Below are 24970 nucleotides of genomic sequence, written 5' to 3' on the forward strand. Positions count from 1 at the left end.
TGGGGTCAGCTATTTGCTTGGCGACGGCGAAGGCGACGACGAGGCCGACGGGCTCGCCGAGGGGCTGGCACTTGCCGACGGAGCCGGGGTGACACCAAGCCGGGACTCGGCGTCGAGCGCCTTCTGTATCGCCGCTGACAGGAGGCTCTGCTGGGCGCCGTATCCGGCGAAATCGCCCTTGGCCAGCGCGGCCTGGCCATCCTGGATGGCCTTGTTGGCCTGATCCAGTGCAGCCTTCAGCTGGGCCTGCGCATCCGCTGCGGCGGGTGGCGTCGTTGTCCCCGGCGGAGTGGGGGTCTGGCCGTTATTTGCCGAGTCTCCCGCCGAGGCCCCTGAGTCACCGCCGAAGAGGATCTTCAACGCACCGTCAAGCGTGGGGGCAAAGCCGACCTTGTCGCCAAAGGCCACGAGCACACGCTGAAGGGTCGGATAAGACGTCTCACCGGTGGACTTCAGATATACCGGTTGGACATAGAGCAGGCCTCCGCCCACCGGCAATGTCAAAAGGTTGCCGTTGAGCACATCGGATGCACCCTGCCTGAGCAGGTTGAGTTCCCGCGACACTTCAGGATCGGAGTTGAACTTGTTCTGGGCCTGGCCGGGACCTGGAACTTGGGTGTCCGTTGGCAATTGGAGTAATCGCAACTGGCCGTACGTGTCCGCCTTCACCCCCTTCTGGCTACCGGCGTCGGAATCGGCTGCGAGGAAGCCGTACAGGATGTTCCGGGCGGCGCCGTTGACCACCTGTGGAATGAAGGAAGACGTCAGCTGGAAGGCCGGCTTGGTCTGGTCAGGCATCTGCAGGGACATGTAGAACGGAGGCTGCCGGACGGGATCCGTGACCGTGGGGTCGTTCGGAACGCTCCACGCGTCGTTGTTCTGGTAGAAGCTGTCCGCGTTGGTCACGTGGTAGCGCCCAAGCAACTCGCGCTGGACCTTGAACAGGTCCTCCGGGTAGCGGACGTGGCTCATCAGTTGTCCCGACATCTCCGAGTATGGCTTGACGGTGGTCGGGAAGATCTTCTCCCACGCTTTCAGGATGGGGTCCTGGTCATCCCAGGCGTACAGCGTGACCGAGCCGTCGTAGGCGTCAACAGTGGCCTTCACCGAGTTCCTGATGTAGTTGACAGCGCTGTTCGGCAGAGCCGCTGTGCGCCCGGAGGTCGTCTGCGAATCGGCCGTAGCGTTTCCCAGTTGCTGCTGCTGCGAGTAGGGGAAGTACTGGCTGGTGGTGTAACCGTCCACGATCCACTTCACCCGGCCGTCGACCACTGCGGGATATGCGCTTCCGTCCACCGTCAGGTAGGGAGCAACCTTTTGCACGCGCTCACGCGGAGTGCGGTCGTAAAGGATCTGGGACTTCTCGTTGACACCGTCGGACAGCAGCAAGTCCGAGGACTGGAACTTGATCGAGTACAAGAGGCGGTTGAACCAGTTGCCCACGTTGGGGCCGCCGTTGCCGGTAAAGGTGTACTGCGTTTCGGTGGAAGTGTCCTTGCCGGCGGGACGGTCCTGCTCGCGGTGCGCGGCGCCGTCCGGGGCGCCGACCACCGAGTAGTCCGGCGAATCTTCACCGAAGTAGATGCGGGGTTGGTAGCTCGCGTCGCTGCCAAGGGTACCCATGGATGGAATTCCGGACAGCAGGAAGTCCGGCTTGCCATCAACCGTGAAGGTATTGCCCTTGGCGGCCACGACGCCGTAACCGTGGGTGTAGACGATATGCCGGTTGACCCAGGTCTGCTGGCTGGCGTTCAGGCCGTCCTGGTTCAACTCCCGGACAGCGATCACGGTGTCCTGGGTCTTGCCGTTCACGGTGTAACGGTCGACGTTCAGAGCCTTGGGGAACTGGTAATACGGACGGTACTGCTCCAGTTGGGAGAACGCCGAGGAAACCAGGTTCGGGTCCAGCAGCCGGATGTTGGCGGCAGTCTGGGCATCCTTGGCAAGCGCCCCGGTCTTGGCGTCCGTGGTGGCGTTGTAGGGAGAAACCTTGATCTTGTCCAAACCATAGGCGGACCGGGTCATGGCAATGTTGCGGTCAATGTACTTATTTTCCAGCGTCTGCTCCGAGGGGCGGACTTGGAACTGCTGGATGACCCAGGGATAGACACCGCCCGCGAGGATGGACGTGATGATCAGCATGGCCGTGCCGATGACGGGCAAACGCCAACGGCCAATCACGGCGGCCACAATGAAGAGGATGGCCACCAGACCTGCGGCAACGGCCAGGATGGTCTTCGTCGGGATCACGGCGTTGACGTCCGTGTAGAGGGCACCTGCCCAGTGGCCGCCGTTGTTCTGGACGGTGCTGTAGACGTCAAGCCAGAAGTTGGCTCCGAGCAGCAGCAGGAAAACGGCCCCGGTCACGGCCAGGTGGATTTGGGCGGCACGGCTGGTGAAGATGCCGCGTTCCATGAGCCGGATGCTGCCATAGAGGTAGTGGGTGAGGATTCCCGCGATTCCGGCAATCACCACAACGCTCATGAGGAAGCCCGTGACAAAACCGAGGAACGGCAAGGTCATGAGATAGAAGCTGATGTCCAGGCCAAACTGCGGATCGGCCTGCCCGAAGGGTACCTGGTTGAAGAACAAAAGCACCGATTGCCACTGGCTCGCGGCCGCGCTGCCTGCAAAGAGGCCGAACAGCACGGGGATGCCGATCATGACCACGCGTCGCACGGGTTCGAGTTGGGCCTGGTACCGGTTCAGATTGTCCCTGACCTCGGAGTCCGGAGCGTAAACGGGCCGTGCGTGGTAGGCAACGCGGATTGCGTAGAAGACCGGCACGAACATCAGGACGAAGCCGGCGAGGAAGATCAGGATCCGGGCCAGGTTCTCCCTGAAATACACTTCGAAGAAGCCCAACTGCTGATACCAGAGGACGTCTGTCCACACATTGGCGAAGAAAATGAATCCCACCACGGCGACGGCGACGATGATCAGAGTTGGAGTGAGTGCACCCCGTCTCCGCTGCGGTCTTCCGGGCGGGCTGGTGCTGGCTGGACGGGACAAACTCGATACCTCATCGCTGGTCTTCAGTTAACGGTCATCAGTGCGTGTGTTCGTCGGCCCCGGTGCCGGGTGCTAATGGCGGAGGCCGTCATTAGTGCCACGAGTGGCAGTGGAGCTAAGTTCCATCATCAGTCTAGTTGTTGGAGCATGTCGGGAGGCGGGACACATTCTGGCCCGAGGCGAGTCGCTCGACGGCTGATTTTGCGTCCGCCAGAGTGTCCACTTTGACTACCTGCAGCCCGTCCGGAACGTGCCCAACGACCTCGTCGCAATTGGCGGCAGGCGCGAGGAAAAGCGTGGCGCCGCCGTTGCGGGCTCCGCGCATTTTCTGGGCGATTCCACCAATGGGTCCCACGGTGCCGTCCGGCGAAATGGTGCCGGTGCCGGCCACATGTTTGCCCCCCGTGAGGTCGCCCGGGGTGATGCTGTCGATGATGCCAAGTGCGAACATCATGCCGGCGCTCGGTCCGCCCACCTGGTCCAGGGAGATCTTGACGTCGAACGGGAAGGTGAACTTGTACTGAAGCAGTACGCCCAGGATGTACTTGCCGTTCGAGCCCTTGCCCGGGGTGATGCTCACCGTCACAGGCTTGCCGTTCCGATCGACGACGACGGCAGCAGGCGCGCCCGCGCCGTCGGCGAGTGCGGTTTGGACGACGTTCAGGGACGTGACCGCCCTGCCGTTGATCGACGTGAAGACATCCCCTGTTTGGAGTTTGCCCGCCGAGGCCGAGCCATCGGACAACCCTGCGACTGCAAGCTTCTGCCCGTACGGAATGTTCTCTTCCTTAAGGGCAGAAGCAACTGCGTTCTCTTGGGAGGTAGTCATGGCGAGCGCGCTTTCCTGTTCGGATTGCTGCTTGGTGACGCCCTTGGGATAGAGAAGTTCTTCGGGGTATACGGCCTTGGAACCATCCAGCCAGGCTTGGAAGGCCTCGAAAATATTGACGGGTCCGTTGGGGCCGCCGTTGATGTAGACGGTGGTCAGGTCCAGATTTCCTTTGGCAGGATACGTCGCGTGCCCGGAGATGCTAATGACCGGCTTGTCGTGGTCCGTGCCCAAGGTGTTGAACGTCGGTCCGGGAGATTCCACGACGTAAGGAACAGGGAGGACAGCCGCGGCGATTCCCAACACAATGGTCAGGGCGCCGGAGACGAGCATCGCGACGTACCGGCCGTCACGGCGCTGCGCCGCTTGGGGTGCGTGGGGCGGTTCCTCCCCCGGGTCCTGGCCTGGTTCCTGCGTTTGTGCGGTGTCCCGCTCCGGGAAATGGCCGTCCGACGTCGGGACGTCCTGGGAGTTGGAGGGGCCGAGAGGCTGTCCGGGTTCCCCGGCAGCTCCGGGGCTCGGCAAACTAGTCAATGGAAGACCTCTCCGCGCCGGGAACCGTGTGCCCAGCACTACCGTTTCGACCCCCTCATGGTGGAGGCCAGTAAACATACCAACGATCCACCCTACTTTGCTGTGCCCGCCTGAGGTGCTTTGCCTAGAGCGAACGACGCGTTCCTGAGGCAGACAGCCCCGGGGCATCGCGGTACCTTGAAAGTGATCACCAGTCACACCGACGATCGGCGGCACCATGACCTCCAACCCCAATACCCCTCCCAACGGAGACGATTCACCCGTGGATCCCTTGGCAGAAATGCTGAAGAACCTGATGGGCGGGCAAGGCATGGGCAATATCGACCCCGCCGAACTGGCAAAGGCCGCAGGGCTACCGAACGACCCCAATATGCTGCAGCAAATGTTCGCCCAAGTGCAGGCCATGATGAGCTCCACTTCAGAGGGTCCCGTCAATTGGCAGCTCGCCCACGAGAATGCACGCCGTGTTGCCGCTGCCGGCACGGATCCGTCCGTGAATGCCGTGCAGGCCCGCGAAGTCGACGAGGCGCTCCGGCTCGCGGAACTCTGGTTGGATCCGGTCACCGATCTTCAGGCAACGGGCCTCATCGGCCGCGCGTGGTCCCGCGCTGAATGGGTGGAAGCCACCCTCGCTACGTGGAAACGGCTCACGGAGCCGGTGGCCAACAGCATCGCCAACGCCCTGTCGGACGCCCTGACCCAGCAAATGCCGGAAGAAATGAAGGCCATGATGGGTGGCACCTCGTCCATGTTGCAGAACATGGGCGGAGCAATCTTCGGCATGCAGCTGGGCCAGGCGATCGGCGCCCTGTCAGCCGAGGTGGTCAGCTCTACCGACATCGGCGTTCCGCTCGCTGATCTCGAGATGGCATTGCTACCGGCCAATGTGGCGAAATTCGGCGAAGGCCTGAGCGTCCCTGAGAATGACGTCCGGTTGTTCCTCGCCGTCCGCGAAGCCGCGCATGCCCGCCTCTTTGTGCAGGTTCCATGGCTGCGCGGCCATCTCCTCGGAGCGATCGAAGCTTATGCCCGAGGCATCCACATCGACCTGTCCCGCGTCGAGGACCTCGCCCGGGACCTGGATCCCGGCAACCCCGAGGGCATTCAAGAAGCCCTCTCCCAAGGGGTGTTCACGCCTGAGCGCACTCCCGAACAATCGGCTGCATTGGAGAAACTCGAAACCGCACTGGCGCTGGTTGAGGGCTGGGTGGACGAACTCACGGCTGCGGCCACCGGGAACGTGCTGCCATCCGCCGTCGCACTCCGCGAGACGGTGCGGAGGCGCCGCGCCACGGGAGGACCCGCTGAACACGCGTTCTCGTCGCTGGTGGGACTCGAGCTGCGTCCGCGACGCCTGCGCGAAGCCGCCACGCTGTGGGCTGCGCTGAAGGACGAGCGGGGAATCGCCGGCCGCGATGCCATCTGGCAGCACCCCGATTTGCTCCCCACGGCGAATGACCTCGACGACCCGGCGGGCTTCACCGAACGGCGCCGCCTGGCTGAAGCCAGCGACACCGAGGTGGACGATGCGCTGCAGAAGCTCCTTGAAGGTGGCTACGACGCTCCGAAGGATGAGGAGAACACAGAGGGGAGCCCGGAGGCTCCGAAGCCTGAAGACGGAGACTCCCCTGACAACACGGAGCCCGGCGAGCCGAAGGCTTAGCCGCTCCGTGAACGCCTAGTCGGCGTCGGCGTCCCAGCTTCCGGCTGGAGCGCCGGCGCCTTCTTCATCCGGTCCAAGCCCACGGGACGTCGCAAAGGCGACGCCCTCCAGGAAGGCCTTCGCCCGCTGTGTTTCGGGGTACGCCTCCAGCAAGCGCCAAAACGCGGCGTTGTGCCCGGCCACCAGCAAATGCGCGAGTTCGTGGAGCAACACGTAGTCGATCACCCATTGCGGCATCGACTGGAGCTGGTCGGAAAGCCGGATGGTCCCGTCCGCCGGAGTTGCCGAGCCCCACCGTGACTTCTGGTTGCTGACCCAGCGGACCGACGTCGGGATGGCTCGCCCGCCCAGATACTTTGAAGACAATTCCGCGGCATGACCGGCAAGGGCTGCATCGCTCGCGGGTTTCCGCCTGCCGGCGCCCTGGGCGCCTCTCTGCCCTTGGCGCTTGAGCTTGTCCAGCATCCGCCGGACCCATTCGCCTTCTTGCGCCTTCGTGAAGTGGGCAGGGATCGCAACAACGGCGTTCCCGTCCTCCCAGAAAGCCGCCACGGTACGACGCCGGCGGGCAGAGCGGCGAACGACGACGGGTATGCCGTCATCGGTGGTCAGCGGCAGATCGGGCTGGCCTGCTACCCGGGGCACTAGGCAGACCCGTTCTCGACCAGAACTGCCAGCACGGCTTCGCCGTACTTTTCCAGTTTGGAAGGTCCGACGCCGGCGAGTTTCGCCAGTTCCTCAAGGGACTCCGGCCGGGCCTCGGCGATGGCCGTCAATGTCGCGTCCGTGAAGACCACATACGCGGGAACTTCGTTGCTCAGGGCCTCCTCCTTGCGCCATTGCCGCAAGGCCTCGAAGGTCTGGTCCTCGTAGGTGGGCGGGCACTGGCTGCAGCGACCCACTTTGCGTTCGGCGCCAGTGGCGAGCATCGTGCCACAGACCCTGCACGACGCCGGTGCTGCCGCCTTGCGCCGTGGCGTGGGGCGGCTGCGCGCGCTGGCTCCGAGCACCGAGTCGGGGCGGAGCCCGTCGAGGAAGCGCGAAGGCTTGCGGTTGGCACGGCCACCAGGCGTGCGGGCCGTGGACCAGGACAAGTTCAAGTGCTCGCGTGCCCGCGTGATCCCGACGTAGAGGAGGCGGCGTTCCTCGTCCACGCTCTCGGGAGTGTCGGCGAAGGAAATGGGCATAAGTCCCTCGCTCAAGCCCACCAGGAACACGGCGTCCCATTCCAGGCCCTTCGCTGCGTGCAGCGATGCGAGGGTCACGCCCTGGACTGTCGGGGCGTGCTGCGCCACCGAACGTTCCTGGAGTTCGTTGACGAATTCCATCAAAGTGAATTCCGGCCCACGGCTAATGGCGAGTTCGTCCGCGAGGGCCACGAGCGCGGCCAGCGACTCCCAGCGTTCGCGGAGTGCGCCGCCGCTATGCGGGGCGGCATCCGTGTAACCGAGCGAGGCCACGATGTCCCGGACCAGTTGGCCGAGCGCCTCCTTGGCGGAATCCTCGGCTACCGCCCGCGTGGCGGCGCGCAACTGCAGGATGGCGTCCCGGACTTCCTTGCGCGCGAAGAACCGCTCACCGCCCCGCAGCTGGTAGCCGATACCCGCCGAAGCAAGGGCTTGTTCGTACGCTTCCGATTGGCCGTTGGTGCGGAACAGCACGGCAATCTCGCTCGCCTTGGTGCCGGCGTCGATCAATTCCCGGATCCTGCCTGCGACCACCGCCGCCTCGGCCTCGTCGTCGGGGCATTCCATGAACCGCGGCTCCGGTCCGGCCGGGCGCTGGGCTACCAACTGCAGGGGTTTGGCCCAGGCTGCGTCGGCAACCGTTCCACCACTGCGGCGGGATCCGAGGAGATCGTTGGCGAGCTTCACCACTTGAGGCGTGGAACGGTAGTCGCGAACGAGTTTGACCACCGTCGCCGAAGGGTAATTGCCCTTGAATCCAAGGAGGTGCTTGGGGGAGGCTCCCGTGAAGGAGTAGATGGTCTGGCTGGAGTCGCCCACCACGCAGAGTTCATCGCGGCCGCCAAGCCACAGCTCAAGAAGCCGCTGCTGTAGCGGGGAAACGTCCTGGTACTCGTCCACCACAAAGTGCCGGTACTGCTCGCGGACCGTCGCTGCGACTTTCGGGTCCTCCTGAAGGATGCCCACCGTGATCAACAAGACGTCCTCGAAATCGATCACGTTGCGGTCCGTCTTCACGTCCTCGTAAGACTGGAAAACCCGCGCGACGGCGGTGAGGTCGAAACCTCCTGGAGTGCCCCGTCCGTGCGCGTTCTCAAGGTAGTTGGCTGGCGTCAGCATGGAAACCTTGGCCCACTCGATCTCCGCCGCAAGGTCACGGATGGAAGCGCGATCGGTACTCAGCCGGAGCCGCCGCGCGGCTTCGGCGATCATGTTCGCCTTGTGGTCCAGCAAGTTTGGCAGGACGCCACCGACCGCCTGCGGCCAGAAGAACTGCAATTGCCTTAGCGCGGCGGCGTGGAAGGTGCGGGCTTGGACGTTGCCGACGCCGAGATCCCGCAGCCGGCTGCGCATCTCGGCGGCGGCCCGGGAGGTGAAGGTGACGGCCAAGAGGCGCTGAGGGCTGTAAACGCCGGAGTGGACACCATAGGCGATGCGGTGCGTAATGGCCCGGGTTTTTCCCGTACCCGCTCCCGCGAGGACGCACATGGGACCAGTGAGGTTGCTGGCGACTTCCCGTTGCTCGGCATCAAGTCCGCCGAGAATCCGGTCCTCGAGTGAAGCGGTGTCGCTGAAAATACCCTCTGTCACTGCTGGAGATCCTCGATGACGCCGCCGTACCAGTGCTCGATCAGGGAACGGGCAATCGAAAGCCTTGTGGAGATCGTGATCTCGCCGCTGAGTACTGCTGCCTGGAGTTCCGCACGGCTGAACCAGCGTGCCCGGGTGACCTCTACGCCGTCGGGCCGGGCCTCGACGTCGTCCGTCGTTGCGGTGAACCCGAGCATAAGCGAGGCCGGAAACGGCCACGACTGCGAGCCAAGGTACTGGCAAGCGGTGACCCGCACACCCACTTCTTCCCCGATTTCGCGAACCACGGCCTGTTCGAGCGATTCCCCGGGCTCAACGAAGCCGGCGAGCGTGGAGTAGTTCTTGGCGTCAAGCGGCCCTCCCCCGCCCAGGAGCAGCCTGCCGTCGGAACCGACCACGGTGACGATGATGGCCGGATCGGTCCTCGGATAGTGTTCCGATTTGTCCCGCGGGCACCTGCGAACCCAGCCGCCGGCTTCGATTTCCGTTGGAGTTCCACACTGCGGGCAGTGGGTATGGGTGGCATGCCAATTGGAAATGGCGCTGGCCTCAACAAACAAGGCTGTGTCCATGGCACCGAGGCGCGCGGCGACCTCCCGGAATCCCGCCCAGGAGCCGTCGGCCGGAAGGCCCGCGGCCCCAGGCGAAACCGGCTCGGTGGGCACAAAGAGGACGATTGGTGTTTGCTCCGGGACAGAGGAAGCAGCGAGCGTCCGGCCGAGATAAATGGCAGTGAGCGGTCCGCCGGCGGCTTTAAGGTTTTCGAAGAGCGGCGCGGCGTCGCCCAGCCACAGCTTGTCACCCACCACGAGGGCCTGACGCTGCGACACCACCATGGCCTTGGCCGATCCTGAGGAGATCACTTCGTCAAGCATGCCTGGCTTCAGGCGCTCGGCAGATCCGCGGTCAACCATGGCAGGGCGCACTGGAAGAACGGTATCGATAAGGTGGTTTGCCGGCGCCTGGAACTCGGTGAAACTCATGTACCTACCGTACTGACTCGCACCGACAATTGACATTTGGATCTTTCAGCGATCCACGCCCCTGGATGCTGTTTTCCAGCGGATCTCAAGACTCGCCGCACTGCATCGCTGCCAGAAGCCCTTGTCAATCTACCGTGGAAGGCGTGAGAAGAACACCGTTCGAACTGGCCGCTGTAGCTACTGCCGCGGTGCCCGGCCTGACGCCGATGGCTGCCGCCACCGCCCCGGATGATGCTGCCGATTTCGATTCGGCGCTTCTTCTGGATTCCGAGGGCAAACGGTGGCGTGTCCGTTCGCCGCGCCATCCGGAAGCCAGCACCCGGCTGGAAACCGAATTCATGATTCTGCGGGCTTTCGCTCCGGCGATCCGGGCCGAGCTGCCTTTTCTGATGCCCACTGTGGCCGGAACCGTTCGCCAAGGTGCGCTGAGCACATTTGTGTACGCCCACTTGGCTGGTGCCACGCGCAGCATCGAAGAGTTGTCGACCTGCAGTGATGCCTTGGCCAAGGAGATCGGTGTGGCACTGGCCGCCGTCCACGATCTCCCCCAATCGCTCGTCAACAACGCCGATCTTCCCAGCTACACGGCCAACGAATTCCGCCAGCGTAAGTTGAACGAGCTGGACCAGGCCGCCACCACGGGCAAGATTCCGCCCGCGCTGTTGCGTCGCTGGGAGCACGCACTCGAGGACGTGGCGCTGTGGCGCTTCAACCCGTGCGTCGTGCACGGCGATCTCCATGAAGACAATCTGCTGGTCGACGGCGACAGCGTGACGGCCGTGACGGGGTGGACCGATCTGCGCATTGGCGATCCCGCCGATGACTTCGCCTGGCTCGTGGCGTCAAACGAACAGAAGTTTGTTGAGTCCGTCCTCCGGCACTACACGGAAGCCCGGCGGGACACGCCCGATGTCCACCTGCTGCGACGCTCGGCACTTCTCGCCGAATTCGCCCTGGCCCAGTATCTCGTCAAGGCCCTGGCGGCCGGTCACAGCGAGATGACGGCAGAAGCCGAGGCGATGCTCAAATCCCTCGCCGACGACATCGAGGAGCAGAACGCGTTGGCAGCCGAGGAGGCCGAGGCCGCCGCTGCAGAGCTTTCCGCTTCAGAGCTTTCCGCCGCGGAAGGGCCGGCAGCACCGGCAGTCGTTATGGCTTCGGAAGAGAAGGCCCCGGAGGGCGACTCCGCGAAGCCCACGGTGAGCGTTACAGCTATCCCGGAGCCTTCGGGAGATTCAGCAGACGGGATCGACCCGACGCCGGAGGCGCCGTCCGAAGCTGACGACACCTCGACGACGGCCCTCCAGATAGTGGAGCCCGCGCCCCTCCAAGACGCCAAGGACCACTAGTCCTTCCCGGCTTGGCTGCCGTGGTTTCGGCTGCCTATCGGTTCGGCTACCTATCGGTTCGGCTACCCAGCGCGGAAGCGATGATCTTCTCCAGTTCTTCAGCCGTGCCCAGGTCATGGGGCCTCACGACAGCGTCATCGGCAACGTAGTAGAACGCTGCACTGACGTGATCCAACGGCACACCCTTGAGGCGCGCCCATGCCAGCCGGTAGACGGCCAGTTGCACCGCACGCGTCTTGAGTTGACTGCCGGCCGGGCGCTTGCCCGTTTTCCAGTCCACCAGTTCCCATATGCCGTCCGCGCCGCGGAAAACTGCGTCAATCCGTCCGCGAACCACGACGTCCCCGATCCTTGTTTCCACGGGAACTTCAACGAAGGCCGGGGACCGGTGTGCCCATTCTGAATTGCTGAACGTCGCCACCATGTCGTCAAGTCCATAGGCTTCGTCAATGTGGGAGTCAGAGCCGGGGGCTTCGTCGATATCCAGCATGCCGGTGGTTCCGTAGTATTCCTCCACCCAGGAATGGAAAGCGGTGCCTTTGCGTGCCGAGATCCCGGGTTGCCGGGGCACCGGGCGCCGGAGCTGGGCCAGGACCGCGCTGGGGTCGTCTCCCAGGTCAACGAACATCGATGCCGAGATGTGTCCGGGCAAATGGACGTCCTGGACGGGCTTCCGCCGCAACTGCCGTTCCAACAACAACTCCGCTTCGGCGGCCCAGCCCGCTGCGGCACCGCGGAGGGAGGTCCGCGAGGCATCGACGACCAGCGGCGAATCCGTCCGCAGTCCCTCGATGGCCCCCCTGACCCGGGTTGCTGCCGCCTCCATGGCGGCCCGCCGCCCCGGTACCAAGCGGAGCCGTTCCCCTGTGCGAGGGTCGCTTGGACCTTCGAGCGGATCATAGGGGAAGATCGCCACCTCGGTGCCGACTGTCAAGGGACTCTCAGTGGGCAGCGCGTCTTCGCTGAGGGACTGCGGGTGAATGGCAGCGGATGCTCCGCCCGCGCTGTCTCCTGCCTCACGGGCAAGGCCGGCCAGCTCTGCAAGGAAAGGTGACGTCTCGGCAATGCCTGCCCGGGAACCATTCCACGCGGCGCTCGATGCCCACAGGACGAACTTTGCGCGGGTATAGGCAACGTAGGCGAGTCGCCGCTCTTCGGCTTCGCCGTGGTGCTGGACTTCCGATTTGAAGTCCTTTTCGGCGTCCAGCCAGCCCTTTTGGTCCGGCTGGTCCAGATCCCATTGAGGGAGATCCGCCCGGTCGCCACGAAGGGGCCATGGCAAGGCAGCGGTACCGCTGCTCCACCGGGAGTCCCGGTTGCTCGGAAAGGCTCCGGCGTTGAGACCGGGGACGAAAACAACGTCCCATTCCAATCCTTTGGAGGCGTGGACTGTCAGCAATTGCACGGCTTCGTGGTTCACCTCGGCGTCGGCCATGTCCAGTCCGCCTTCTTCCGATGCGGCCGCTTCAAGCCAGCCCAGGAAAGCCAGAAGGTCCACGCGCTGCGAAGTCTGCAGGAAACCCGCCGCGGCATCGTGGAATGCGTCCAGGTTCCGGCGGGCCTGGTGGATACTCGTGCCGGGCTTCGCAGCGACCTCAATGTCCAGCAGCATGGCACGTTCCACCTCGCCGATCAGCGTGGTCAGATCGTCTCCGATGAACCCCCGCAGGTTCCGAAGTTCCGCAGACAGCCGGCCAAGACGGTCCAAAGCCTCCGCGCTGAGCGAGCGTCCGTGGCCGGAAGTCCACCCCGGGCGTGGCAGGAAGTCCAGCGCTTCCACGAGACTGGCCGCATCAGTAATGTCGCTCTCCACGACCGTCTCCATCGGGCTTTCGTCCGCGATTGACGCATCGTTTGCGGCGCCGCGATCCCCCGCGCCGCCGTGGGATCGCCGCCTTGCGAGGAACTGGGACCAGTCGCGGAATGCCATCAGATCAGCCGTTCCGATCCTCCACCGGGCGCCTGCCAGCAAACGCATCAGGGCATCGGAACGGCCGGGATCGGCGAGGACCCGGAGCGCGGCAACGAGGTCCACTACTTCAGGGGTGTCGAGGAGCCCGCCGAGGCCGACTATTTCGTAGGGGATCCCCTGGACCTCGAATTCCCGCCGCAAGCACTCCATCTGCGCCCGGCGGCGGCATAGCACCGCCATGGTGGGAGAAACCGGCGTACCGTCGGCCGCGGTTTCAAAGACTGTGCGCCGGTAGCGCCGGACGTCCCGCCCAATCGCTGCGGCTTCGTCTTCGTCGGTGGCAAATCGTCCGAGAACGACGTTGCCGTCCACGGCTGCCGGGCTCGGCTGCAGCGGAGGCACTGCGACGGAACCGTCGTCCGCCCTGGAGCCCGGGGCTCCGTCATTCGCGGCGGCCTTGTTCAGAGGGGCGGAAATGACGTTGGCGGCGGCCAGGATGTTGCGCCCGTTCCGCCACGCAGTGGTCAGGTACGAGGTGGGTGCAGTTGTCAGGGATGCCGTTCCAAAACCGTCTTCCACCCGGACGGGAAATTCCTGGACAAAGTGGAACAGTTGGCCGGCGGAAGCACCCCTGAACCCATAGATGGACTGGTTCGGGTCCCCCACCGCCGTCACAGCGTGCCCTCCCCCGAACAGGCGGGAGAACAGGACCAGTTGCGCGTGCGAGGTGTCCTGGAATTCATCCAACAGCACCACCTTGTAGCGGGCCCGTTCGGTGGCAGCGGCCAAGGGTATGTCCTGGGCGATCTTCGCGGCGAGCGCAACGAGGTCGCCGAAGTCGAGGACGCCGCGATTCCTCTTGGCCTCTTGGTATCGCCCCACCATGTCCGCGACGCTGGCCCTGGTACGCAACATGGCGCCGAGATCACCGGCAGCTTGGCTCGGGTTCTTTTTCGCCGCGGACACATAGGGCAATTGCGCGAATTCGGACACCCGGTCCATCAACCAGCGCTGGACCTCGGCTGGTTCTCGCAAGTGTTCGGCGCACTCGCCGGCCAACTGCATCACGGCGTTGACCAATGTGGACTTGGCAGCAGTGAAGTGCTCGTAGTCGCCGTCGTACGCTTCGACCACTTCACTCGCGAGCTGCCAGGCCTGGGCGCCGCCGAGCAGCACCACATCGCGCTCGATGCCCAGGCGCAGGCCGTAGTCGGATACGATCCCGCTGGCGTAGGAATGGTACGTAGACACTTTGGGTTCAAGCTCATCGGAGCCTGCAACGCCCTCCGGGAAGCCGTACTGCCCGTTGTCCGAGGCCGCGATGCGCTGCAGGGTGGCCAATTTCGCGCGGATACGGCTGGAAAGCTCCCCTGCGGCTTTACGGGTGAAGGTGACGCCAAGGACCTCTTCGGGGCGAACCCATCCGTTCGCGACGAGCCACACCACACGGTCCGCCATGGTTGCGGTCTTCCCCGATCCGGCGCCGGCGATGACCAGCCGGGGGGTCAACGATGACGCAATAATCGCGGATTGTTCGTCCGTGGGACGGTTCCGCTCGCCGAGGATATCGGCCAATTCGCCGGGCGAAAATCGAGGTTCCGGCAGGATCGCCGCATCTTCGGCGGCGTCTCCGGCCTCAATTCCCGCGAGTGTCTGGACGGTCATTCCGTGACCTGCTTTCCCCTGGCGCACAACGGGCAAATATCGGGCAGTCGGCAGCCGTGGCCTCCATGGCTGCCTTTCGAGGGATCGTGACGTGCTTCGAAGCTTGCTCCGGCCATGAGCACGGCGGCCTCGCTGACAAGGTCCTGTGCCCAGTTATCTCCCGGGTCCAGGGGCTCCTGCACTTGGACCGCAGGCGTTTTTGTCTTGGTCCCCAGCTGTGCCAGCACGGCACCGCCGGGAACAAGCCCCGGAACAGGCAGATCCTGGAACGCCCCGTGCAGTACCGCCGCCTGATACGCACCGAGCTGGGGGTGCCTGGCGAGTTCGGCTTTGCCCGGCTGGCGTTTGCCCGTCTTGAGGTCGACAATCACTAGCCTGCCCTCTGCATCTATTTCCAAACGATCCACTTGTCCCCGAAGGACGGCGTTCCGGACAACATCGGAATCCTCGGCAACGTGGCCCAGACGCACCTCCGGAAGAGGAACCTCGAAGTCCACTTCCACCCCGGCCAGGCTTCGGCCTTCGCCCCGCACGACAAGGACGTATTGGGCGAGTTTCCGGACCATCTGCTCTGCCCGTTGGAAGTCCAGCTTGCCCTCCCAGTTGTCCTTCATGCCCAGGGTCGGCCAGCGACGCACGAGCTCCGCGACATATTCCGCGCCGGAACCATCGGGCAACTCCTGGGCAATCGCATGAACCAAGGTGCCCAGGCTGCGGGCAAAGTCGGTAGCGGCTTCGCCCCCGGCCGCCTGGACAAACCAATCCAACGGCGATCCGTGCACAGTTTCCACCTTCGAAGGAGAAACGAACACCGTGCCTTCCGCCGGGACCACCGGTGCCTCGCTGCTAAGCGGTGCCAGACCCCACCAGGAATCCGGATGCGCGCCCGGCACTGCGGGCTCTGCGGTGGCAAGGTGTGCCAGCACGCGCGCAGCTTCAGCCGCATCCTCGGCGACGCCCGGGCGGGCAAGCGCGGCGTCGTCCGGCTGAACGCGCTGCCTCAGCTCTGCCACCAAGGCACGCAGCGTCATGGGCCGGCCAACCGGTGTGTACTCACGTTGGTACTGTCCCGGTTCCAACGGGGCCACGTAGTCGAGAAAGGCAGACTGCTGCTCGTCTTCGGAAGAAACCGCGGTGCAGATGAGGACTTCCCGGGCCCGCGAAACTGCTGTGGAGAAGCTGCGCAGTTCGTCGTAGCGGATATCGCGCAGCCTGCTGAGGGGCCCGCGTTGCAGGGCATGTTCGACTCCATGCTCCACGGCATCGGCGAACAAAGTACTCCCGAGGAGTTCACCACGGAGCCTCGTATTGGGCCAGACGCCCTCCTGTAGACCCGCCACGATGACCACGGCCCACTCCCGCCCGGCCGCGCTGGCCGGCGTCATGAGCTCCACTGCTTCCTCCAACTGTGCCCTGGCGGCAAGGGTGTCCATGGGGAGTTCCTGGCTGAGCAGATACTCGAGGAACTGTTCGGGACCGGAGCCGGGGAGTTGGTCGACATAGCGCTCGGCGGTGTGGAACAGTGCCATCATGGCGTCAAGGTGCCGGTCCGCCCGGGCGCCGGCCGCGCCGCCGTCGAGCGCCATTTCCGTCCAGCGCGAAGCCAAGCCGGTGGCTTGCCACAACGCCCACAACACCGTCTCCGCGTTAGCTCCGGGTTCGGCGGCCGCCGAACGTCCCGCCGCGATCATGCGGGCCAAACGGCGGGCCGAATTACCCTCGATGCCCAAAGAACCCAGTGCCCCAGGCTCCAGCAACGCTTCAACCAGCAACGCATCGCTGGACCGTCCACCACCGCCCAACAGTTCCTCACGGCGCAGGGATTGCCGCAGGCGGCGCAACTCGATGGCGGTAGCCCCGCCGATCCTCGACGTGAGAAGCGAGACGGCAGACTCAGGCGTCAGCTTGGCAGCATCCAGCACCACGCCGTACACCTCAAGCAGGGGACGGACAGCCACTTCGTCGCGGACAGCCGAGTCCGCGACGGGGACGCGGACCGGGATTCCCTGACCGCTCAGATAGCGCTGGAGCTGCGCCAATTGCCCACCGTTGCGCACAATCACTGCGATGTCGCCGAACTCGTGGTTTTCGCGCAGCTGTGCTTCAAGGATGCGTTGTGCCACGTAGCGCAATTCGTGGACTGTAGACGGAAGGATATGTGCTTCCACCCGACCCATGGCCTGGCTACCTCCGGAACGAGTCTCCTCTGCCGATGCAGGAAGTGGGTCCAGACGCCGGGCCAACTGGCCTCCCGCACGCTGCGAGATGCGCGCAGCCACGCCCGTCCACGCTTTTGCGACGTCGGGGAGGTGCCGGTGTGTGTGCCATAGCGGAAGCTCCCGCACGGTACCCGCAAGGCCTCCGAGAAGCCGCGGCAGTTCTGCGACAAGGTCCGGTCGTGCGCCGCGGAACCCCTGGACGACGGTGTCCGGGGAGGACGCCACCAAAACGTCCTTTCCTTCCGCGATGTCCGCGAGCAGTTCAAACACGGCGGGGTTTGCCTCTTGGACGTCGTCCACCAAGATCAACTGCAGCCGCTCGCGCTCTGCCGCCAGGAATCCGGGCGAGTCCTGGAAGATTTGGCGCGCGGCGGTAATGATTCCTGCCGGGTCAAAGGCCTCCGGCATGCGCAGGTCCAGGACATCCCGGTACTCCGAATAGAGGTCTGCGGCAGCGATCCAGTCCGGTCTGCCGCATTCATAGGCAAGCGACGTGAGATCGTCCGCAGTGCGGCCGGATTCGATGATCCGGTCGAAGAGTTGCCGGATCTCCTGCCGGAAACCCCGAGTTGGCAACGCGGCCGACAAGTCCTGCGGCCAGGGAAGTTCGAAGCCCGGCCGGGCGTGCCCCTCCAGCAGTTCCTTGATGATGAGGTCCTGTTCCGGCCCCGAGAGCAATTTGGGCGGCCGCTGCAGCGGCAGCACGCCCTCGGCCTTGGCTCGCCGGATCAGATCGAAAGCGTATGACGCCCAGGTGCGCGCCGGCGTCGTACTCAAGCTGCGGTCCAGCCGCCCTGTAAAGGTGTCCCGCAACGCCGACGCCGCATGCCGGCCGGGTGCGAGAATCAGGATCCGTTCCGGATCCACGCCGTCACGCTGAACCCGGCGGACGGCGGTTTCCACCAGCACAGTGGATTTTCCGGTGCCCGGCGCCCCCGGTATCAGGACCGGCCCGGATCCGTGCGGGAGCCCGACGACGGCGGCCTGGTCGGCTGACAACTCCGGCGCTGCGTAGTGGACCTCGCGCGGGGGAAGCAGGCGCAACCGGGCGGGCGCTTGCCGCGACTGTGCCTGCCGCGGTTGTGCCTGTGTTGCTTCCTGTGTTGTTGCTTGAGGTGTTGGTGTTGGACTCACACGGTCATTTCATCATCGGGTACCGACAATTTATGGAGCTGACGCTCGAGTTGGCCTGAGATCACGTCGATACTGTCGAAATCGCGGTCCGTCGGAGCCCACCGGGCCAGGGACAGGTCAACCCGCCAGCGGCCCTCGCCGGTCCGCAGATACTCCGCGTAGGCGCCGTGCAGCGGCGTTCCCTCATCCAAGTAGTGATGTAGCGCTTCCGACTCAAGTCCTGGGGGCGCTTCCCCGCTTGCACGCAGTACGCGCCACCAAGCCACTGTGCTCCCATGGTGGCTCATGACCGATCCGATCTGCCGGGGACCGCCTGAGCCCAGAAGCTCGGCAACATCCCCATACGACACGGCAACGCCGGGCGGCATGAGATCCACGACGGCCAGTACCGCCGTCACAAACTCCATCCGCATGCCACCAGCCTATCGGCATGCGCCGCCGGATCGGCGCAGAAGGAGTGTCGCTCCGGTTCTTGTCGGAGGGCGCCGGTAGCGTTGAAGCATGAGCTCCTGGAACACCCTCCCCCGCGCCGCGTTCGACCTTGAGACCACGGGACGGAACTCCCGTTCCGCGAGGATCGTCACCGCTTCCGTCACGGTAGTGGACGACGACGGCGGCATCGTCAAGGAACTCGAATGGTTGGCGGACCCTGGAGTGGAGATCCCCCTGGAGGCCAGCGAGATCCACGGCATCACCACGGAAAAGGCGAGGGCCGAGGGCCGTCCCGCGGCAGAAGTGACGCGCGAACTCGCGGCAGCGCTCCAGGAACTTTTCGACGACGGCGTGCCGGTCATTGCATTCAACGCCAGCTATGACTTCACGGTCCTGGCGGCCGAATCCGCCCGCTACGGTGTGCCGCAACTTAGCCGTTTCCCCGTGCTTGACCCCTACGTCATGAACAAGCAGGTCGACCGGTACCGCAAGGGCAAGCGGACCCTGACTGCTTTGTGCGAGGAGTACGGTGTGAACCTCGATAACGCCCACACCTCCGCTGCAGACGCCCTCGCCACGCTGCGCGTCCTCGATGCCATGGCCGGCAAGTTCCCGAAACTGCAAATGCCCGCTTCCAAGCTGCACCACCTCCAGGTCGATTGGGCGGCTGCACAGGCCGCCGATTTCCAGAGCTACCTGCGCAAGACCAAACCGACAGCCGTCATCGAAGGCAATTGGCCGGTCCTTCCCCCGGAAGATGCCAGCCGGGGAGACTTCTAAAGCGGCCGGACTTTCATAGCGCCCGTCCACGTACCGGACGCTTTTCCAGAGTCCGCATGATGGGACGCACGTCACATGGCGCTTATTGCCTGAAAGCCAGCTGGACGTCAGTCACGAATTCCCCTCGACGCCTAAGGGGCGCGGCACTTCAAGCGCAATTTCCATTCGATCTTGAATTTAATTCGGAGTTTCCGGGAATCCCACGTCTTATCGCCGTCAATTTATCGCTGAATGGGCGGATGACATAATTAAGTTTGGCGGGTCGAGTCCTGATATTGCGGCCCAAACCTGCTTTGGCTGCGTTCCCCGCCCGTCTCGATACGAACGCGTGTTCCCCGATGAAAGTGATTTGCTTGATGAAAATCAAAGCCCTGAAGTGGTTCTCTGCTGTCCCCGTGGCTGCAATCCTGGCCGTCTCCCTGGCCGCGTGTGGTGGCGGAGCGGGCAGCACCAGCAGCGCCTCGCCGACCGATGCCCTCCAAGGCAGCGACCAGAAGACTCTGGACAAGTACACCACCAAGGACGTCACCCCGCTGGACAAGATCGACAAGTCCAAGCTGGGCCTCATCACCGACGGCACCCTGCGCGTCGGCACCCTCTCGGACGCCCCGCCGAACATCTTCATCGATCCCTCGGGCAAGTTCACCGGCTATGACAATGAGCTGCTGCGCGCGGTTGGAGCCAAGCTGGGCCTCAAGGTCGAGTTCGCCTCCACTGACTTCTCCGCACTGCTCTCCCAGGTCAAGAACAAGCAGTTCGACGTCGGATCCTCCTCGATCTCCACCACGGACAAGCGCCGCGAGTCGGTCGGGTTCACGAATGGCTACGACTTTGGCTACATGGCTGTCGTGACCAAGTCCGACTCCAAGATCAAGGGCTTCGCGGACCTCAAGTCCGACGTCCGCATCGGCGTCGTTCAGGGCACCGTCCAGGACGACTACGTCACCAACACGCTCAAGCTTGAGCCCGTCCGCTTCCCGGACTACAACACGGTTTACGCCAACGTGAAGAGCGGCCAGGTTGACGCCTGGGTCGCCCCGTCGCAGCAGGCAACCGGCCAGGTCAAGGACGGCGATAACACCAAGATCGCCGAAAAGGTCGTCAACACCCAGAACTTCACCGCCTGGGCCGTGAACAAGGACAACCAGCCTCTGCTCGATGCCCTCAACTCCGGCCTTGACGCCGTGATCGCGGACGGTACCTGGACCAAGCTGACTGCCGAGTGGTACAAGGACCGCCCGACGACGGCAGAGCAGACCCCGCAGGGCTGGAAGCCGGGCAGCAAGGCCGTCCAGATCCCGGCCAAGTAACCCAGGCATTCCATGGATCTCCAGGAAATCCTCAAACAGCTCGGCGAGACCTTCCTCGACTGGAAGGCGATGGGCGAAGTCATCCCCAAGATGTTCGCGGTCGGCTTGCCGAACACGCTCGTCCTCGCCGTCACCTCCGGCATCATAGGAACGCTGCTCGGGATGTTGCTCGCCCTCATGGGGATCTCCCGGAATCCTGTCGCCCGGTGGATTGCCAGGATCTACACGGATGTCCTCCGCGGGCTCCCGGCAGTGCTCACGATCCTCGTGATCGGCCTCGGTTTCGGACCCATCATCCGGCATTTGACGGGCTCAACAAGCCCGTACCCGTTGGCTGTCGCGGCTCTGTCCCTGATGTCGGCGGCGTACATCGGCGAGATCTTCCGCTCGGGCATCCAGAGCGTCGACAAGGGGCAGCTCGAGGCAACACGAGCACTGGGGTTCGGCTACGGCCCTGCCATGCGGCTTGTGGTGGTTCCCCAGGGTGTACGCCGAGTGCTGCCCGCGCTCGTGAACCAGTTCATTGCGCTGATCAAGGAGTCCTCCCTCGTGTTCGTCCTGGGTCTCCTCGCCTCTGAACGGGAAGTCTTCCAGATCGGCAAGGACTTTGCGTCTACGAGCGGCAATCTGTCCCCCTACGTGGCGGCGGGCCTGTTCTACCTGGTCATGACGATTCCGCTCACGCATTTCGTGAACTGGCTGGACCGCCGCCTGCGTTCGGGGCGACCGGAAAAGAAAGAACCGGACGAGGCGGCCGCCGTCGTCGGGAAGGGAGCCCAGGCATGAGCGAGTTCGCTTCAGGAACACTGACGGCTAAAAACATCCATTTGTCCTTCGGGTCCAACCATGTCCTGCGCGGCATCGACCTGCACGTCGAGAAGGGCACCACGGCTTCCGTGATCGGTCCTTCCGGCTCGGGGAAATCCACGCTCCTGCGGGTCATGAACCGGCTCATCGAACCCGAGCAGGGTGACATTTTGCTCGATGGCCGTTCGGTGCTCAAGGACAACCCGGATGAACTGCGCCGGCGGATCGGCATGGTTTTCCAACAGTTCAACCTCTTCCCGCACAAGACCGTAGCGGAAAATGTCTCCCTCGCACTGCGGAAGCTCCGTGGCATGTCCAAGGAGCAGGCACGGGAGGATGCCCTGGCCCAACTGGACCTCGTAGGACTCAAGCACAAGGCCGACGCCCGGCCAGCCAACCTCTCCGGCGGGCAACAGCAGCGAGTGGCCATTGCCCGAGCGCTCGCCATGAAGCCCGAGGTGATGTTCTTCGACGAAGCAACATCGGCCCTGGACCCTGAACTGGTCAAGGGCGTTCTAGCACTCATGACCGATCTGGCCAAGGGCGGCATGACCATGGTGGTGGTAACCCACGAAATGGGCTTCTCAAGGAACGTGTCCGACACCGTGACGTTCATGGACGCAGGCGTCGTCGTAGAGACCGGATCGCCGGAACAACTCTTCACCGAGCCGCGGACCGATCGCCTGAAGGGCTTCCTTTCGGACGTGCGCTAGGCCTTCACAACGAAGATCCCCGGTTTCCAGACGAACCACCCACAGTGGTGAATCGTCCGGAAACCGGGGATTTTTCACGTCCGCCCCGGCCCGTAACCGGGGCTACTGCCCTGCCTTCACTTGAAGAACAGTCAAAGCAGCGGCATCGACTGATTTGCGGAATTCAGGATCGGCCTGCGCACGTTGCAGGACCTGGGCGTACATCGCCGGAACTGAAGCGGTGTCTGCGCACAGAACCATGGTGCCGCCTGCCCCGATGAAGTTCGTTGCCCTGTCCCCCATGCTCCAGGGCGACAGCTGCACGGCGTTGCAAAGGTCATCAGACACGATGATGCCGGTGAACCCCGTGTCCGTCCGCAACATGGTGCGCATGATCACCGACGAAAACGGGGCCACATGGTCGGGATCGATCTTGTCGTAGTAGGCGTTCGAAATCATGACCCACCGAAGTCCGCTGTCGATCGCGGCTTTGAACGGCATCAGGTACGGATCCGTCCGGGTGGTTTCGGCGTCGTGGACGTTCGCGCTGACGTCAGTGTTCAGGCTGACGCGCCCCATTCCTGGGAAATGCTTGACCACGGGCGCCACCCCCGCGTCCCGCAGTCCGGCCGCCATCGCGTTCCCGTGCTCGGACACCGAGGCCGGGGTGAAGCCGTATTCACGCTTGAACGCCCCAATGGGCTTGTTCGAGGGCGCAAATTCGGGGCTGGGAACCGTATCCAGTACCGGCGCCAGGTCAACATTCACCCCGGCCTGCAAGAGTTCGGCACCCCAGTTCCGGGCGTCGGCGCGTAGTTGTTCAGGGCTTGAGTTGCCTTGGTCCAAGGCTGCGGGAATAGGCAGGAATCCAGGTCCCCGGAGGACTTGGACGGAGCCGCCCTCCTGGTCCGTCGCGACGGACAGAGGCAAGCCACGGCTTGAGGCCGGCGAAATCGCCGCCCTCAGCTTTTCCACAACCGATGCCGTCGCCGCGACGCCGGCCTGGCTGCGTCCGGCCAAATAGATATTGCCGACGTGGTTGTTCAGGAGATCGGCCACTGCGCCCGAATCGCTTCCGTCGGCCTTGGCCGCCACCATGAACAATTGCCCTACCCTTTGTTCCAGACTCAGGCCCGCAAGCCGCTGTTCCGGCGTCGGGTGCGGTGGCGGCGGCAGCTCAGTAGGACCGGCCGGCGTTGCAGAAGCACTCGGCGATCCCGCGGACGGAGAGTTGGAAAACCGAGGCGTTGGGGCGGCCCGGGGCGTGCCTGGCGCCGGGGGCGGGTCTCCGACGGCCGGGAACCCCCGGTCAGGGGCGTCGGCATGCGCAATGCCGGCAAATGCCCCGGCCATCAGGGCGAAGAGGATGAGCACTGAAATTCTGGACGGCTTGAGCAGATGAATCATCGCCTTGTAGATTCGATCGTTGCCCACAGCCTGCTCCCGGCCCGGCGGGGCGTGCAAGGAGCAGGCTGCGCAGCATCGGGAAAGTGGCGTTACAGGGCGGTGGCCTCCGCGGCCGCTTTGGCTGCTGCAGGGAGCGCGTCAAAAATCCGGTTCATGGCGACGTCGTCGTGGGCAGCGGACAGGAACCATGCCTCGAAGACCGAGGGCGGCAGGTAGACGCCGGAGTCCAGCATGGAGTGGAAGAACGGTGCGTAGCGGAAGACGTCCTGGGCCTGGGCGTCGGCGTAGTTGTGGACGCCGTTGGCCGAAGTGCCGAACGCCACGGAGAAGAGGTTCCCTGCGCGCTGGATCGAGTGGTCCACGCCGGCAGTGTCCAGCGCCGACGAGAGTGCCGCCGAAAGTTCCAGCGAGCGGGCATCCACGAAGCTGTAGACCTCCGGGGTCGCGAGCGTCAGGGTGGCGACGCCTGCGGCCATTGCCACCGGGTTCCCGGACAAGGTTCCTGCCTGGTACACCGGACCAAGGGGCGCAAGGTAATCCATGACGTCAGCACGCCCGCCGAGGGCCGCCGTCGGCATGCCGCCGCCGATGACCTTGCCGAAGGTCAGCAGGTCCGGCATCCAGCCTTCCTGGCGGCCAGTGAGGCCCCAGTAGCCCGCATAGCCCGTGCGGAAGCCGGTGAGCACCTCGTCCAGGATCAACAGCGCGCCGTGTTCGCGGGTGATGCGGGACAGCCCTGCGTTGAAGCCTTCGTCCGGGGTGACGACGCCCATGTTGGCGGGAGCGGCTTCGGTGATGACGGCAGCGATGTTGTTGCCGTGCGCAGCGAAAGCGGCTTCCACCGCACCGAGGTCGTTGTACGGCAGGACGAGGGTTTCAGCGGCGGCAGCTTCAGTGACACCGGCCGAACCGGGCAGTGCCATGGTCGCAAGGCCCGAGCCAGCGGCGGCGAGCAGTCCATCGAGGTGGCCGTGGTAGCAGCCCGCGAACTTCACAATCAGGTTGCGGCCAGTGAACCCGCGAGCCAGGCGTACGGCGGTCATGGTGGCCTCGGTGCCCGTGGACACCATGCGGATGCGTTCGACGGCGGAGACGCGTTCCTTGACGATCGCGGCGAGGTTTGCCTCATCGGGCGTAGAGGCGCCGAAGGACAAGCCGCGGTCGACGGCGGCGTGGACGGCTTCGAGGACGGCCGGGTGCGCGTGACCCAGCAGCGCCGGACCCCATGAGCAGACGAGGTCTACGTATTCGCGGCCATCCGCGTCGGTCAGGTACGGACCCTGCGCCGAAACCATGAACTTCGGGGTCCCGCCAACGGAACCGAAGGCGCGCACCGGAGAGTTGACGCCGCCAGGCATCAGGGAACGGGCGCGGTCGAACAGCTGGTCGGAGACAGGGGTGTTTGAAGTCATGGTGTCCATTCTTTCAGGGATTCGGGACGGTTCAGGCGTCGGCAAAGGCGGTT

At 64.4% G+C, this 24970-nt stretch carries 16 protein-coding genes; 6 read left to right on the forward strand and 10 right to left on the reverse strand.

Going from position 1 to position 24970, the window contains the following annotated elements:
• Positions 1 to 9: 9 nt before the first annotated feature.
• Complete coding sequence (locus AC4CS3_RS01910; protein ID WP_490781971.1) at positions 10 to 3012, reverse strand: UPF0182 family membrane protein; 3003 nt, start codon at positions 3010 to 3012, stop codon at positions 10 to 12.
• Between the two features lie 133 nt (positions 3013 to 3145).
• On the reverse strand, positions 3146 to 4366 hold the full coding sequence (locus AC4CS3_RS01915; RefSeq protein WP_490782101.1) for a YlbL family protein: 1221 nt from the start codon (positions 4364 to 4366) through the stop codon (positions 3146 to 3148).
• A gap of 226 nt (positions 4367 to 4592) precedes the next feature.
• On the opposite strand from AC4CS3_RS01915, the gene AC4CS3_RS01920 reads away from it, so the two are divergent.
• Positions 4593 to 6038, forward strand: a complete 1446-nt coding sequence (locus AC4CS3_RS01920; protein ID WP_490781972.1) for a zinc-dependent metalloprotease — start codon at positions 4593 to 4595, stop codon at positions 6036 to 6038.
• A gap of 15 nt (positions 6039 to 6053) precedes the next feature.
• Here AC4CS3_RS01920 and AC4CS3_RS01925 read toward each other — a convergent pair whose 3' ends face one another.
• The 3 genes from AC4CS3_RS01925 to nudC are packed head-to-tail and all read right to left on the reverse strand — an operon-like array spanning position 6054 to position 9798.
• Positions 6054 to 6683: a M48 metallopeptidase family protein gene (locus tag AC4CS3_RS01925; protein ID WP_490781973.1), complete on the reverse strand. Its 630-nt coding sequence runs from the start codon at positions 6681 to 6683 to the stop codon at positions 6054 to 6056.
• Entirely contained in the window at positions 6683 to 8815 is a 2133-nt protein-coding gene (locus AC4CS3_RS01930) for an ATP-dependent DNA helicase UvrD2 (protein WP_490781974.1), read from the reverse strand. The genes AC4CS3_RS01925 and AC4CS3_RS01930 overlap by 1 nt, the downstream gene beginning before the upstream one ends.
• Positions 8812 to 9798, reverse strand: coding sequence for an NAD(+) diphosphatase (gene nudC / locus AC4CS3_RS01935; protein WP_490781975.1), 987 nt, complete (start codon positions 9796 to 9798; stop codon positions 8812 to 8814). The genes AC4CS3_RS01930 and nudC overlap by 4 nt, the downstream gene beginning before the upstream one ends.
• A 143-nt stretch (positions 9799 to 9941) precedes the next feature.
• Here nudC and AC4CS3_RS01940 point away from each other — a divergent pair, with 143 nt between their 5' ends.
• Entirely contained in the window at positions 9942 to 11147 is a 1206-nt protein-coding gene (locus tag AC4CS3_RS01940) for a macrolide 2'-phosphotransferase (protein WP_490781976.1), read from the forward strand.
• A 46-nt stretch (positions 11148 to 11193) separates the two neighbouring features.
• Here the strand turns inward: AC4CS3_RS01940 and AC4CS3_RS01945 are convergent, their stop codons facing one another.
• From AC4CS3_RS01945 to AC4CS3_RS01955, 3 genes are all read right to left on the reverse strand, one after another.
• Entirely contained in the window at positions 11194 to 14724 is a 3531-nt protein-coding gene (locus AC4CS3_RS01945) for an ATP-dependent helicase (RefSeq protein WP_490781977.1), read from the reverse strand.
• Entirely contained in the window at positions 14721 to 17987 is a 3267-nt protein-coding gene (locus tag AC4CS3_RS01950; RefSeq protein ID WP_490782102.1) for an ATP-dependent helicase, read from the reverse strand. Before AC4CS3_RS01950 ends, AC4CS3_RS01945 begins: the two co-directional genes overlap by 4 nt.
• Positions 17988 to 18073: 86 nt before the next feature.
• On the reverse strand, positions 18074 to 18490 hold the full coding sequence (locus AC4CS3_RS01955; protein WP_490781978.1) for an MGMT family protein: 417 nt from the start codon (positions 18488 to 18490) through the stop codon (positions 18074 to 18076).
• A gap of 88 nt (positions 18491 to 18578) precedes the next feature.
• Between AC4CS3_RS01955 and AC4CS3_RS01960 the strand changes: the two genes are divergently transcribed.
• From AC4CS3_RS01960 to AC4CS3_RS01975, 4 genes are all read left to right on the forward strand, one after another.
• A complete protein-coding gene (locus AC4CS3_RS01960; protein ID WP_236811988.1) occupies positions 18579 to 19289 on the forward strand; it encodes a 3'-5' exonuclease in 711 nt (236 codons plus the stop codon).
• Positions 19290 to 19645: 356 nt separating this feature from the next.
• Complete coding sequence (locus AC4CS3_RS01965) at positions 19646 to 20599, forward strand: ABC transporter substrate-binding protein (RefSeq protein WP_437770882.1); 954 nt, start codon at positions 19646 to 19648, stop codon at positions 20597 to 20599.
• A gap of 12 nt (positions 20600 to 20611) precedes the next feature.
• Positions 20612 to 21385: an amino acid ABC transporter permease gene (locus AC4CS3_RS01970; protein WP_236811990.1), complete on the forward strand. Its 774-nt coding sequence runs from the start codon at positions 20612 to 20614 to the stop codon at positions 21383 to 21385.
• Positions 21382 to 22119, forward strand: a complete 738-nt coding sequence (locus tag AC4CS3_RS01975; protein WP_490781979.1) for an amino acid ABC transporter ATP-binding protein — start codon at positions 21382 to 21384, stop codon at positions 22117 to 22119. The genes AC4CS3_RS01970 and AC4CS3_RS01975 overlap by 4 nt, the downstream gene beginning before the upstream one ends.
• 102 nt (positions 22120 to 22221) lie before the next feature.
• On the opposite strand, the gene AC4CS3_RS01980 is transcribed toward AC4CS3_RS01975, so the two are convergent.
• Entirely contained in the window at positions 22222 to 23532 is a 1311-nt protein-coding gene (locus tag AC4CS3_RS01980) for a glycoside hydrolase family 3 N-terminal domain-containing protein (RefSeq protein WP_490781980.1), read from the reverse strand.
• Positions 23533 to 23594: 62 nt separating this feature from the next.
• Complete coding sequence (gene hemL, locus AC4CS3_RS01985) at positions 23595 to 24917, reverse strand: glutamate-1-semialdehyde 2,1-aminomutase (protein ID WP_437770885.1); 1323 nt, start codon at positions 24915 to 24917, stop codon at positions 23595 to 23597.
• Positions 24918 to 24970 lie beyond the last annotated feature (53 nt).

This window comes from Arthrobacter sp. SE2 (assembly GCF_058244265.1).

What these genes read in the sequence shown, in the direction of transcription:
- AC4CS3_RS01920 (WP_490781972.1), top strand. Translation starts at nt 4,593, where the DNA reads ATGACCTCCAACCCCAATACCCCTCCCAACGGAGACGATTCACCCGTG.
- nudC (WP_490781975.1), bottom strand. Translation starts at nt 9,798, where the DNA reads ATGAGTTTCACCGAGTTCCAGGCGCCGGCAAACCACCTTATCGATACC.
- AC4CS3_RS01945 (WP_490781977.1), bottom strand. Translation starts at nt 14,724, where the DNA reads ATGACCGTCCAGACACTCGCGGGAATTGAGGCCGGAGACGCCGCCGAA.
- AC4CS3_RS01955 (WP_490781978.1), bottom strand. Translation starts at nt 18,490, where the DNA reads ATGCGGATGGAGTTTGTGACGGCGGTACTGGCCGTCGTGGATCTCATG.
- AC4CS3_RS01960 (WP_236811988.1), top strand. Translation starts at nt 18,579, where the DNA reads ATGAGCTCCTGGAACACCCTCCCCCGCGCCGCGTTCGACCTTGAGACC.
- AC4CS3_RS01965 (WP_437770882.1), top strand. Translation starts at nt 19,646, where the DNA reads ATGAAAATCAAAGCCCTGAAGTGGTTCTCTGCTGTCCCCGTGGCTGCA.
- AC4CS3_RS01970 (WP_236811990.1), top strand. Translation starts at nt 20,612, where the DNA reads ATGGATCTCCAGGAAATCCTCAAACAGCTCGGCGAGACCTTCCTCGAC.
- AC4CS3_RS01975 (WP_490781979.1), top strand. Translation starts at nt 21,382, where the DNA reads ATGAGCGAGTTCGCTTCAGGAACACTGACGGCTAAAAACATCCATTTG.
- hemL (WP_437770885.1), bottom strand. Translation starts at nt 24,917, where the DNA reads ATGACTTCAAACACCCCTGTCTCCGACCAGCTGTTCGACCGCGCCCGT.